The following is a 13,513-nucleotide window of genomic DNA, read 5'->3' on the forward strand; positions in this document are numbered from 1 at the left end:
TTGAACTGCATGAAAGAGGAGGAATTTCGATGTTGGGGAAAGATATCGAAGAAGTACTTATTACAGAAGAACAGATTCAGGAAAAAATCCGTGAACTTGGTGCGGTATTGACAGAAGAGTACCAAGACAAGTACGTACTTGCGATTGGTGTGCTTAAAGGTGGATTGCCTTTCATGAGTGATCTCATTAAGCGTATCGATGCTTACATCGAACTCGATTTCATGGATGTTTCAAGTTACGGAAATGCAACGGTTTCATCAGGAGAAGTAAAAATCGTCAAAGACTTGAACACAAGTGTCGAAGGGCGCGACGTGCTTATCATCGAAGACATTATTGATAGCGGGAAGACATTAAGTTATCTCGTTGAACTGATGAAATACCGAAAAGCAAATTCTATTAAAATCGTCACTCTCCTTGATAAGCCAACTGGCCGGAAAGTAGACTTAAAAGCGGATTACGTTGGTTTCGACGTACCGGATGCGTTTGTTGTCGGCTACGGACTTGATTATATGGAGAAATACAGAAACTTACCTTATATTGGTGTGTTGAAAAAGGAAATTTATTCTTTCTAAAAAAATGTAGGAAAATCTTTTAAAGGATCGTGGAATTCTACCTTAATGATAAGAGGGGATTAGCTATTGAACTTAATAAGTCGCCTAGGCTTCAGCGCTTAGTGACTTGAGTCATAAGTTAGTTCGTCTGTGCGGCTACGCCAACCTTTCTTATGCCTGTCGGCTCTGAACGGGCGCATGCGCTTTTCCGTCAAGGCATTTCCTTTGTAGGATGAAACAGACCTATGATAAGATTTACACTAGTTTTCTGTCTAATGAAATGAGGAGGCTTGGGATGAATCGAATACTTCGATACTTTCTATTATACGGACTGATATTTCTTGCAATCATGGGGATATTCAGTTCACTAAACAATACAGACCCGAAACAGAAAAAGATTCGGTACGATGAATTTATTACTGCGTTGGAAGATGGAAAAGTAACATCAGTAAGTTTACAGCCAGTTCAGCTTGTCCTTGAAGTGAAGGGGAAAATGAAAGGTTACAAAGATGGTGAAGAATTCGTTACGAATATAATGAACGATACGGCAACGCAGGAAGATATCCGTTCACTTGCTTCGCAAACTAAAACAGACATCACAATATTACCAACTCCTGTTGCGAGCGCGTGGGTATCATTCTTTACGGGTCTTCTACCGTTCATCATCATCTTCATCTTGTTCTTCTTCCTGTTAAATCAGGCGCAAGGCGGAGGAGGCGGCGGTGGTCGTGTTATGAACTTCGGTAAGAGTAAGGCGAAGCTTCATACGGATGATCGCAAAAAGGTGCGCTTCACAGATGTGGCAGGCGCAGACGAAGAGAAAGCGGAACTTGTGGAAGTTGTTGACTTCCTAAAAGATTCACGTAAATTCGTTGAAGTCGGTGCACGTATTCCTAGAGGGATCCTGTTAGTTGGACCTCCTGGTACAGGTAAAACATTGTTGGCGCGTGCGGTTGCAGGTGAAGCGGGTGTTCCGTTCTTCTCAATCTCAGGTTCCGATTTCGTAGAGATGTTCGTTGGGGTCGGGGCATCCCGTGTACGTGACCTTTTCGAAAATGCCAAAAAGAACGCACCATGTATTATCTTTATCGATGAAATCGATGCGGTCGGTCGCCAACGTGGCGCAGGTCTAGGTGGCGGACACGATGAACGCGAACAAACATTGAACCAACTCCTTGTTGAAATGGATGGTTTCGGTGAGAACGAAGGGGTTATCATCATTGCGGCGACAAACCGCCCAGATATTCTTGACCCTGCACTACTTCGTCCTGGACGTTTTGACCGTCAGATTACAGTTGGTCGTCCGGATGTCAAAGGAAGAGAAGCAGTTCTTCTAGTTCATGCGCGTAATAAGCCGTTTGACGATACTGTCAACTTGAAGGCACTTGCACAACGTACACCAGGATTCTCTGGCGCAGACCTTGAAAACTTATTGAACGAGTCTGCACTTGTTGCTGCAAGACGTAATAAAACGAAAATTGACATGTCGGACATCGACGAAGCAACGGACCGTGTTATTGCGGGACCTGCGAAGACGAGTCGCGTCATTTCGAAAAAAGAACGCGATATTGTAGCGTTCCATGAAGCGGGTCACGTAGTTGTAGGGCTAATGCTCGATGACGCTGAAATCGTTCATAAAGTAACAATCGTCCCTCGCGGACAGGCGGGCGGTTATGCCGTCATGCTTCCGAAAGAGGATCGTTACTTCATGACGAAACCTGAACTTCTTGATAAGATCGCTGGACTTCTTGGTGGTCGTGTAGCGGAAGAAATCGTTCTCGGCGAAGTTTCAACTGGAGCTCACAATGACTTCCAGCGTGCAACTGGTCTGGCTCGTTCGATGGTAACTGAATACGGAATGAGTGATAAGCTCGGACCGATGCAGTTCGGTCAGGCTCAAGGGCAAGTATTCCTTGGTCGCGACTTTAACTCTGAACAGAACTATTCTGAAGCGATTGCATATGAAATCGACCAAGAAATGCAACGTATCATCAAAGAACAATACGCTCGTACAAAAGAAATCCTTTCTGGGAAACGTGAGTTGCTTGATTTGATTGCAATGACGCTCCTTGAAGTCGAAACACTTGATGCAGAACAAATTAATCATCTAAAAGATCATGGCACGTTGCCTGATCGTCCATATGGTCGTTATGGCTTGGACAATAAAGATGGAGAAGTTAAGAGTGTGGATATTTCGAAAGAAGGAGATGACACAGTCATTTCTGATGCAACAGGAGCACCTACGGACCCAGCTGTCGGTGATTTACCGAAAGAGTACAAAGTGGACCAGGCTCTTAAATCAATTAACGAAGAACGCAAAGACTGAACGCCTAATAAGAGCTGACTGTTTCTTTTGAAGCAGTCAGCTTTTTTCTATGCACTGATATGTGGTATGATGTGTTGGAAAATGACGAAGTTAGTGAGGAAACCATTATGCTATTAGTGATAGATACGGGTAATACGAATATTGTCCTTGGCGTCTATGAACAGGGGCAACTTAAACATCATTGGCGCATGGAAACTTATAGACATAAGACAGAAGATGAATATGCGATGCAAGTGAAATCTTTATTTTTGCATGTTGGGCTCTCTTTTGACGATGTAACGGGCATTATCATTTCATCAGTTGTGCCGCCAGTCATGTTTCCTTTGGAGCAGATGTGCAGGAAGTATTTCAATCAAAAACCGCTTATTGTTGGTCCTGGCCTCAAAACAGGATTGAATATCAAGTACGAAAATCCCCGTGAAGTCGGTGCGGATCGGATTGTCAATGCAGTTGCCGCTGTTCATGAATATGGAAGCCCGCTGATCATCGTTGATTTTGGCACAGCGACAACCTATTGTTATGTGAATGAAAAAGGTGAATACATGGGTGGAGCAATTGCACCAGGTATAGGGATTTCAATGGAGGCTTTGTTCGACCGGGCATCTAAATTGCCGCGAATCGAACTGACAAAACCAGATCATGTTGTAGGGAAAAGTACGGTAGCTGCTATGCAAGCCGGGATTGTTTATGGTTATGTTGGGCAAGTTGATGGTATTGTAGCCCGCATGAAAGCGCAAAGTAAGGAAGAACCAACTGTCATTGCTACTGGAGGGCTTGCGAGTTTGATCGCAAGTGAAACGACGGTGATTGATGTCGTTGACAACTTCTTGACGCTAAAAGGGCTTCATCTAATTTATGAACGAAACATGTAAAAGGAGCAGATAATAAATGAATGATTACTTAGTAAAAGCACTCGCGTTCGACGGAACAATCCGGGCGTATGCGGCTCGCTCGACAGAAACGGTATCAGAAGTTCAACGTCGTCATGCAATGTGGCCGACTGCAACGGCAGCTTTAGGGCGCTCAATGACAGCGGCGGTCATGATGGGTGCCATGTCAAAAGGCGAGGATAAACTGACAATAAAAGTTGATGGCAATGGACCGATTGGTTCGATGATTATCGATGCCAACGCGCATGGCGAGGTTCGGGGTTATGCGTCCAATCCGCAAACGCATTTTGATTTAAATGAGCAGGGTAAACTGGACGTTAGGCGTGCAGTTGGAACGGACGGCTTGTTGTCGATTGTTAAAGATCTGGGGCTTCGTGATTTCTTTACGGGGCAAGTTCCGATTGTATCGGGTGAAATCGCTGAAGATTTCACGGAGTACTTTGTTGTTTCGGAGCAGGTACCTTCTGCAGTGGGACTTGGTGTGCTGGTTAACCCTGACAATACAGTGAAAGCTGCCGGTGGTTTCATTATTCAAGTTATGCCTGGCGCAACGGAAGAAACAATTGTGGAGTTGGAAGGGCGTATTGCTAACGTTGAACCGATTTCGACGTTGATTGCGCGTGGTCTTACTCCTGAGGAGATTCTTGGAGAGGTTCTCGGCGTGGAAAATGTGGAGGTTCTTGATCGGATGGCTGTTTCATTCTCATGTAATTGCTCGAGGGAACGATTTGGAAATGCGATTATTGGTCTTGGGGAGCGCGAAATTCGAGACATGATTGAAGAGGATGGACAAGCGGAAGCACACTGCCACTTCTGTATGGAAACATACGTATATCCAAAAGAAGTTTTAGAAGGTTTTATCGATGAAATACAATCGGAAGCCTGAAGAAATGCATAGTTCGCAGAAACGAAAGCTGAAGACGAAACCGCTCATCCTGTTGATTGGAGTTCTTTTAGCTTTCAATATCTTCTGGTTTGTTGGGTGGCTTATACAAGACAAACCGAAGCAGACAGATGAAGAAGTGGCTTCGGTAGCCGGTAAGTCTATTACGAGAGAACAGTGGATGTCTGCAATGGAAAAGGAAGTGGGACGCGAAACTCTTCTTGACCTTGTGAATGAAAAAGTGATGGCAGTAGCTGCAGAGCAATACGGGATTGATGTATCTGATAAGGAAATTGATCTTGAAATTGCGCTGATTCGTTCTGTGGACGGTCGTTCTCATTCTGGTCAAGATGAGAAGGAAATGCGTCAGAAAATCCGTTCCAATCTCATCCTCGAAAAGGTATTAACGAAAGATATTGTTGTGAAAGATAATGCGGTAAAGAAACAGTATGAGGAAAATACTGCACTTTACAACATTTTAACCGCTTACAGAACCGCTATAATTGTCGTTCCAACCAAAGTGGATGCGGAACAGACGATTGAAGAACTTTCAAAAGGTTCAAGTTTTGACGTCCTCGCAAAAGAGCGATCGACGGATTTGGCTTCGGCAAGTCTTGGTGGGGATTTAGGTTATATCAACGAATCGACTGATTCAATCGACAAGGCAATCGTAAAGACTGTATCCGATGCGCGTGAAGGCTCGACGAGTGGGGTAATAACCTTGAGTGATGGTACATATGCTGTTACTCATGTAAGTGAAGTAGTTAAAGGCCAGTCGTTTAAATTTAAAGAAGTAAAAGATCATATCAAGCGTGAAATCGCACTTGAGCAGCTTCCGCAAACAGTTAGTCCGGAAGCGTTTTGGAAAGAATTCGATGCTAAGTGGTTTTACGGTAAATAATAGAAAGCTGTTTGGAAGCCGAGATAAATTGGTGTTTCCGGACAGCTTTTCTTAATAGGTAGATAGTATAAGTTTATCCACATGGATTGGTGTCTAGACTTTAGGCGGCCTTCCTTTAACTTCGGTCTTGCCGAAAAGGCATAGTACGCCTTTATCTTCAAGACTTTCGGAGCTTGTCTAAGCTAAACATGCCTTGCGCTTTTCCTATTTAAGCTTAATAAGCCTGAAAGTATAGGGGAAAGAATCCATATAGTGGGCATTCAATTGTTGACAATGTTCACATAATGGTAGTAATATTAATAGTATAAGACATATCAAAATAGTAGGAATTGGGAGATGAAATATATGACGTTAGTTGGAAACTCTATTGCAGATCTTGTTGGGAAAACACCCCTTGTTAAAATGAACAGAATGACAGGTGCGGATGATGCGGATATATATTTGAAACTGGAGTACATGAATCCGGGATCAAGTGTTAAAGATCGTATTGCGCTCGCGATGATCGAAGCGGCTGAAAAGTCCGGAGATTTAAAAGAGGGAAGTACGATTATTGAACCGACAAGCGGTAACACGGGAATCGGTCTAGCGATGATCGCGGCGGCGAAAGGGTATAAGGCTGTTTTGGTTATGCCGGATACGATGAGTACAGAGAGACGTAATCTACTTCGTGCTTATGGCGCTGATCTTGTGTTAACGCCGGGTGCTGAAGGCATGAAAGGTGCTATCGGAAAAGCGGAAGAGCTTTCGAAGGAAAATGGCTGGTTCATGCCACAACAATTTAACAATGAGGCAAATCCTGAAATTCACCGCTTAACGACGGGTCCGGAAATTGCGGATGCGTTGGATCGCGTGGATGCGTTCATTTCTGGAATTGGAACGGGTGGTACGATTACAGGTGTAGGTAGCGTTTTGAAAGAACGTTTTCCAGAAGTAAGTATCATCGCTATTGAACCGACAGACTCGCCTGTGCTATCAGGTGGAAAGCCTGGTCCGCATAAAATTCAAGGAATTGGTGCAGGGTTCATTCCAAAAGTTCTCAATACTGATATTTATGATGAAATCATCCAAGTAACGAACGATGAAGCGTATGATACAGCAAGACGTGCAGCACGCGAAGAGGGTATTCTCGGTGGTGTTTCATCAGGGGCGGCAATCTTTGCAGCACTACAAGTGGCGAAGAAGCTTGGTAAAGGGAAGAAAGTCGTTGCAATCCTTCCGTCGAACGGCGAGCGTTACCTGAGCACGCCACTTTATCAATTTGACGAAGAGTAATAGGGTGGGAGGGGAAGAGGCTGAGATGCTTCTTCTTTTTTTGTTGGAATTTGTTTGTAGTAGTTGGATTTGTGGTGTTATATGATCGTTTGCTGTGGGTTTATGATTGGTTAGCGAGTTATATGATTGGTTGCCATGGGTTTATGCTTGGTTAGCGAGTTATATGATCGTTTGCCATGGAATATGCACGATTTATGATGGTCCTTCAAATAAAAAGACGTCATCTGCTTCTCTTTTTATAGCGTAAAATGGCTTTCACGCGGTAAGATGAAGATATTAATTGTTATCGGGAGGAAACTGGGATGAACAAACAAAAGATCGCTTATACGACATCGGCAATGACGAAAGAACAGCTTTTCTATGCTTATAAAGAGTTGGCGCATGAGCATGATAGCCATATCCTCCTTGAAAGTGGACGTGGTGGAGCGTTATGTATGGCGGGAATTGATCCACTTGTTACGTTACGAGCATTAGGTGGCGACAAATTACAACTTATCTGGCGTGATGGTACGGAGGAAGTAAGAGAAGGAAATCCCCTTGAATTGCTAAATGCTTTTGTTAAGTCCTATGAAATGGAATCTATTCCTGGACTGCCAGACTTCCAAGGCGGTGCGGCAGGATTTATCAGTTACGATTATGTTCGTACATATGAAAATATTCCAGTCGATACACTAGACGATCTCGATACACCTGATTTGTTCTTCTATTTATTCGACCGCTGGGTAGTGCTTGACATTAAGACTGAAATGGCTTATTTCATGACACTTCCGAACTGTGGATTGGAACCAGCGCAGTTGGAAGTCGAATGGGTGGCTGCGGCTTCGGAAGGGCTGAGCAAGCAAGTCTTCACGCCGGGAAAAGCGACGGAAGTGTTGGTAAGTGAAGGTGGTCTTGCTGTATCTGTGACAGGACCGCAGTTTGAACAGATGGTTCGAGACGTGCAGGCTTATATTACTAGCGGGGATGTTGTTCAAGTCAATCTTTCAGTGAGGCAATCAAAACCGCTGTCAGCACATCCGCTAGATATGTACGAAGCACTTCGATCATTTAATCCTTCACCTTATATGGCTTCAATTGGTTCACCAGATTTTGCTGTCGTATCTGGTTCACCCGAACTGCTTTTAAAGAAGCGTGGAGATGAACTAAGTACACGACCAATTGGTGGAACGAGGCCAAGGGGGAAAGATGAAGACGAAGATGCGACGCTTCAAGAGGATTTATTGTCGAATGAAAAAGAGACTGGCGAACATATTATGCTAGTAGATCTAGAGCGGGAAGACTTTGAACGTGTTTGTGCACCTGAAACGGTGGAAACCGATGAATTCATGGTTGTGGAGAAATATTCACATGTTATGCACCTTGTATCGAACGTTCGTGGAACGGCGACAGAAGGTATTTCGAATGCAGAAATCGTTAAAGGTGTGTTCCCGGGAGGTTCGATTACGGGTTCACCGAAACTCCGGACGATGGAAATTATTGAAGAACTTGAGCCGACAAGAAGAGGATTATACACGGGATCTATTGGCTGGTTCGGCTTTAACGGTGATTTCGAACTGAATATCGTCATAAGAACTGCCTATATCAAGGATGGTATTGCACATATTCAAGCAGGCGCGGGTCTTGTTGTTGATTCAGTACCGAATGCGGAGTATGTAGAATCATTGAATAAAGCAAAAGCGCTTTGGCAAGCAAAGGCAATGGCTGAAAAGTAAGATTGGGGGATTCGGTATGTGGTGTTGGATGAATGGTGAATTCCTGCATGCGGAGGAGTTAAAAATCTCCCCGTTTGATCATGGATTTCTATACGGCGCCGGATTTTTTGAAACCTTCAGGACATACGACGGCAATGTGCTCTTGTATGATAAACATATGGACAGATTGCATACGGCGCTCACAGAGTACCGTATTGCGATGCCTTATGATGAAACCGAAATTCTCGCAGCTGTACGCAAGCTAGATGACTTAAATGGCGGACAGGACGGCTATTTTCGGTTAAACGTTTCAGCGGGTGTCCATGATATCGGTCTTGCACCCTCTTCATACGCATCGCCGAACGTGATTTTATTCAGAAAAGAATTGGCTCCGACTGTTCGTGGTACGGAAAAGAAGGCCGTTTGGCTTGAGACAACCCGTAATAAACCCGAAAGTATTGTGCGCCATAAATCGCATAATTTCCTTAATAACGTGCGGGGGCGGCTAGAGCTGCCTTCATTGAAAGAGTTGGAAGGTCTTTTCGTGACAGTGGAAGGTTTTGTTGCGGAAGGCGTTACGTCAAATATCTTTTGGGTGAAGGATGGCGTGCTATTTACACCAGCTATCGAAACAGGAATTCTGCCGGGGACGACACGTGCGTTTATTATTGAATGCGCTAGGGTTGCGGGAATTACAGTGAATGAAGGGTTTTACGGTAAAGAATATGTAGAGGACGCGGACGAGTTATTCGTCACGAACGCAGTGCAGGAACTTGTGCCACTATCTATGGTTGAAGAAATCTCACTACCAGGGGCAACAGGCGCTTATTATAAAATACTACATGAATTTTATATACAGGCAATAGATGAAATGGAAGAAGGTTGCTGTTGATGGAATTGGCTCGTGCACGTGATAGCTATCAGTTCAGGAATGCGGAAATGGATTTTAAGAAAGAAACGGTTATTATGGGTATTTTAAATGTCACGCCGGATTCGTTCTCAGATGGTGGAAAATACGGTCGCATCGACGCTGCGCTTAAACGCGCGGAAGAAATGCTTCGTGACGGGGCCAAGATTATCGACGTGGGCGGGGAATCGACACGTCCGGGGCATATCCCGATTTCATTGGAAGAAGAGCTCGAACGAACAATTCCTGTTATCAGGGCTTTGACAAGAGAGCTTGGATGTACGGTGTCGATTGATACATATAAAGCGGGTGTCGCGGAAGAAGCGATACTTGCGGGCGCGCAGATTATAAATGATATATGGGGAGCGAAACGTGAACCGTATATTGCGGACGTTGCAGCGAAGCACGGCGTTCCGATTATATTGATGCATAACCGTGAGAAGGCAGAGTATGAGGGTAGTTTCATGGATGAAGTTATCGCTGATTTGCAAGAAAGTGTCGGGATTGCAGTTGCGGCAGGTGTAACGCACGACAATATCTGGCTCGATCCAGGTATCGGCTTCGCGCGCAATGCCATTCAAAACATCTGGACGATGCAAGGGCTCGATCGGATTTCTGAAATGGGCTACCCGGTTCTTCTTGGGACTTCGCGGAAGTCGTTAATCGGCAACGTGCTCGGATTGCCTGTCGAGGAACGGTTAGAGGGAACAGGTGCAACGGTTTGTTATGGAATTGAACACGGCTGCCACATTATGCGGGTTCATGACGTGAAGGAAATAGCACGAATGGCGAAAATGATGGATGTACTGACGGGGAAAACCGATTTCGAACAATAGGAGGATGCGCAATGGATTATATTCATCTGAATGAATTAGAGTTTTACGGGTATCACGGGGTGTTGCCTGAAGAAACGAAACTAGGCCAGCGTTTTCGTGTAACGGTGTCACTTGCGACGGATCTTTCGGAAGCGGGAAAAACGGATAATCTGGATAAAACGGTGAATTATGCGGAAGTATATAATGTATGTCAATCGATTGTTGAAGGAGAACCGGTAAAATTGATTGAGGCGGTTGCTGAAAAAATTGCAACTGCTGTATTAGTTAAGTTTGTGGATAAAGTGACAGGTGTTCGTGTGGTACTCATAAAACCAGATCCGCCGATTCCTGGCCATTATGCATCGGTGTCAGTTGATATTACGAGGGGGCACTTCCAGTGAACGTAGTCTACCTGTCGATTGGTTCGAACATCGGCGATAGGTACCATCACCTGAGGGAGGCGGTGCGGGCACTTCATGTACACGAAGGGCTAACAGTTACTTCAGTTTCATCGGTTTATGAAACGGTGCCTGTCGGCTTTACGAATCAAGCCGATTTCCTCAACATGGTCGTATGCGTAGAAACGGGTTTAGCAGCACATGATCTTCTGGAGGTTTGTAAAAATATTGAACATGGACTCGGTCGGATTCGTACTATAAGGTGGGGTCCGCGGACTGCAGACCTTGACATTTTATTGTATAATAACGACAATATAAAAACAGAGAACTTGATTGTACCGCACCCGAGAATGCATGAGCGGGCCTTCGTTCTTATTCCGCTTCTTGAAATCGCTCCTTTAATGGCCAGTCCAATGGTAGATACGGGTGTTATTCTTTGGAAGAAGGTTAATGGGGTCAATGATTTATTACAAGGTGGCGAATGAAGTGTCTCTGGTCGTCTAGTCGGTGAATATAGGTGAATAGCTTACGAACCGAATGCATGTGAGAAAATCAATGTATGCCTGCTTCACTTCGGACGTCTTATGGCCATAAAAGGCGAATATGTCGTAGTTCGTGAAATGCGCAACCACCCTCCTTGGTATATGAAGGGGATTCGTGGCAACGCGGAAATATGTAACATGATTAATACAATGGAAACAGCTGAGGCCTAACTAATCTAATGAACGGCTTTGCCGATGAAATGATGGAACGCGAACAAGTGGCGTTTGGTGTAAGTGCTGTTTGAATCAGATGATCCAGGCCGCCACGTATTGTGGTGGCTCTTTTTTGTGAATGAATCGAACAGTGTAGACAAGTAAAGCGTGTCCGGGCGGCGCAAATTGTGTACAATAGATGCATGCTATCTAATGCAGCGGATAATAATGGAGGAGTGAAAGAAATGTCACACTTAGATGAAATGAACGACCAGCTTTTGGTGAGACGTCAGAAGATGGAAGATATACGGGAGAGTGGATTAGATCCATTCGGTTCAAGATTTGAACGTACACATCTGTCGAATGAAATCCGAGAACAGTTTGAAGAGATTTCAAAAGAAGACCTTGATGAAACGCCTCGTGAAGTAACAATTGCAGGGCGTATCATGACGAAACGTGGAAAAGGAAAAGCTGGATTTGCTAATCTGCAAGATCTTGGCGGCCAGGTTCAAATTTACGTAAGACAAGATGCAATCGGTGAAGATGCTTATAAACTCTACAATAGTATAGATCTAGGGGATATTATCGGGATTACAGGGACAATCTTCAAGACTAAAGTTGGAGAACTCTCTATTAAAGCGACTGAATTCACGTTCCTTACAAAAGCGCTGCGCCCGTTACCTGAGAAATTCCACGGTCTGAAGGATATAGAACAACGTTACCGTCAGCGATATTTAGATTTGATTGCAACAGAGGGTAGTAAAGAGACGTTCATTCTAAGAAGTCGTATCATCCAGTCGATGCGTCGTTATTTAGATGGACAAGGTTTCCTTGAAGTTGAAACGCCGATGCTACACGCAATTGCGGGGGGAGCTTCTGCACGTCCGTTTATCACGCATCACAATGCACTCGACATGGAACTATATATGCGTATCGCAATCGAACTCCATTTGAAACGCCTCATTGTAGGTGGGCTTGAGAAGGTTTATGAAATTGGACGTGTTTTCCGTAATGAGGGAACCTCGACGCGCCATAATCCTGAATTCACGATGATAGAACTATATGAAGCGTATGCGGATTATAACGATATTATGGCGTTGACAGAAAATATGGTCTCACATATTGCACAAGAGGTGCTAGGTAAGACGGAAGTGCAGTACGGGGAAGATTTGATTAATTTAGCGCCAGGGTGGACTCGTCTACATATGGTTGATGCAATTAAACAATATACGGGCGCCGACTTCTGGAAGGAAATGACAAAGGAGGAAGCCCGTACACTCGCTAAAGAACATGGAGTAGAAATTAAGGCAACGATGGAAGTAGGGCATGTGCTGAATGAATTCTTCGAACAAAAAGTAGAAGAGCAACTTGTGCAGCCGACATTCATCTATGGGCATCCGGTTGAAATTTCGCCGCTTGCTAAGAAAAACCCGGAAGATGGTCGTTTTACAGATCGCTTCGAATTGTTTATTGTACGTCGCGAACACGCGAATGCATTTACAGAGTTAAACGATCCAATCGATCAGCGTGAACGTTTCGAATCACAACTTGTTGAGAAAGAACAAGGGAATGATGAGGCGCATGATATGGATGATGACTTCATTGAAGCACTTGAGTATGGGTTACCACCAACTGGGGGTCTTGGAATCGGAGTCGATCGACTAGTTATGCTGTTAACGAATGCGCAATCGATTCGTGACATCCTTCTGTTCCCGCAGATGCGTCCAAAAGAATAAAGGAAACAATCGCTATACAGTGCCCCTTAAAGTGCATTGTATAGCGATTTTTGTTTTAATGTAGAGGAAGTTGAAACTAATTTCGAAATTAGTGTTGCATTTAAAAGAACCAGGTGTTATATTAGATAACGTTGCCAGTCCGACATAACGAAAACAGTCAAACAGCAAAAAAAGAAATTGAAATTAGTTGTTGACACGGACGAAGCGAAATGTTATGATATAAAAGTTGTCACCGAAACAACGACAACTACTTAAAACGAAGATTGAAACTTAATTCTTCCGACATGAACCTTGAAAACTGAACAGCAAAACATCAATGAAATACAGCGAGAGTGCTAACACACTTGAGCAAAACGTTTCTAACTAAACCAGCTTCGGTTGGTCGAAAAGAAACACACACAAGAATCTTCGGATTCGAGTCAGCAAGAAATGAGCTATTCATTTTCTT

Annotated in this window: 12 protein-coding genes; all 12 read left to right on the forward strand. The window is 44.2% G+C overall.

All coding sequences use genetic code 11. The features are described from left to right. Positions 1–29 precede the first annotated feature (29 nt). The 12 genes from hpt (at position 30) to lysS (ending at position 13,065) form a co-directional block, all read left to right on the forward strand. Positions 30–572 carry a hypoxanthine phosphoribosyltransferase gene (gene hpt, locus I2484_RS12450; RefSeq protein WP_067213722.1) on the forward strand — a complete coding sequence of 181 codons (543 nt, stop codon included), beginning with the start codon at positions 30–32 and terminating at the stop codon, positions 570–572. Positions 573–846: 274 nt separating this feature from the next. After that, the gene (gene ftsH, locus I2484_RS12455) at positions 847–2,877 is read left to right on the forward strand and encodes an ATP-dependent zinc metalloprotease FtsH (protein WP_207151354.1); all 2,031 of its coding nucleotides are present in this window, start codon (positions 847–849) and stop codon (positions 2,875–2,877) included. 107 nt (positions 2,878–2,984) lie between these two features. After that, on the forward strand, positions 2,985–3,749 hold the full coding sequence (locus I2484_RS12460; protein WP_207151355.1) for a type III pantothenate kinase: 765 nt from the start codon (positions 2,985–2,987) through the stop codon (positions 3,747–3,749). 16 nt (positions 3,750–3,765) lie between these two features. Further along, positions 3,766–4,653 (forward strand): Hsp33 family molecular chaperone HslO, encoded by an 888-nt coding sequence (gene hslO, locus I2484_RS12465; protein WP_207151356.1) that lies wholly within the window; start codon positions 3,766–3,768, stop codon positions 4,651–4,653. Then, entirely contained in the window at positions 4,631–5,551 is a 921-nt protein-coding gene (locus I2484_RS12470; protein WP_207151357.1) for a peptidyl-prolyl cis-trans isomerase, read from the forward strand. The genes hslO and I2484_RS12470 overlap by 23 nt, the downstream gene beginning before the upstream one ends. A 345-nt stretch (positions 5,552–5,896) precedes the next feature. Further along, positions 5,897–6,823 (forward strand): cysteine synthase A, encoded by a 927-nt coding sequence (cysK, locus tag I2484_RS12475; protein ID WP_207151358.1) that lies wholly within the window; start codon positions 5,897–5,899, stop codon positions 6,821–6,823. A gap of 302 nt (positions 6,824–7,125) precedes the next feature. Then, the gene (locus I2484_RS12480) at positions 7,126–8,535 is read left to right on the forward strand and encodes an anthranilate synthase component I family protein (protein ID WP_207151359.1); all 1,410 of its coding nucleotides are present in this window, start codon (positions 7,126–7,128) and stop codon (positions 8,533–8,535) included. Positions 8,536–8,551: 16 nt separating this feature from the next. Next, the gene (pabC, locus tag I2484_RS12485; RefSeq protein WP_207151360.1) at positions 8,552–9,406 is read left to right on the forward strand and encodes an aminodeoxychorismate lyase; all 855 of its coding nucleotides are present in this window, start codon (positions 8,552–8,554) and stop codon (positions 9,404–9,406) included. Continuing rightward, positions 9,406–10,257, forward strand: coding sequence for a dihydropteroate synthase (gene folP, locus I2484_RS12490; RefSeq protein WP_207151370.1), 852 nt, complete (start codon positions 9,406–9,408; stop codon positions 10,255–10,257). The genes pabC and folP overlap by 1 nt, the downstream gene beginning before the upstream one ends. Before the next feature lie 11 nt (positions 10,258–10,268). Continuing rightward, complete coding sequence (folB, locus tag I2484_RS12495) at positions 10,269–10,637, forward strand: dihydroneopterin aldolase (protein WP_207151362.1); 369 nt, start codon at positions 10,269–10,271, stop codon at positions 10,635–10,637. After that, complete coding sequence (folK, locus tag I2484_RS12500) at positions 10,634–11,119, forward strand: 2-amino-4-hydroxy-6-hydroxymethyldihydropteridine diphosphokinase (protein ID WP_207151364.1); 486 nt, start codon at positions 10,634–10,636, stop codon at positions 11,117–11,119. The genes folB and folK overlap by 4 nt, the downstream gene beginning before the upstream one ends. A 455-nt stretch (positions 11,120–11,574) precedes the next feature. After that, a complete protein-coding gene (lysS, locus tag I2484_RS12505) occupies positions 11,575–13,065 on the forward strand; it encodes a lysine--tRNA ligase (protein ID WP_207151367.1) in 1,491 nt (496 codons plus the stop codon). Positions 13,066–13,513: the final 448 nt, after the last annotated feature.

Origin of the sequence: Sporosarcina sp. E16_8 (assembly GCF_017347095.1) — a bacterium.
Classification (GTDB): domain Bacteria; phylum Bacillota; class Bacilli; order Bacillales_A; family Planococcaceae; genus Sporosarcina.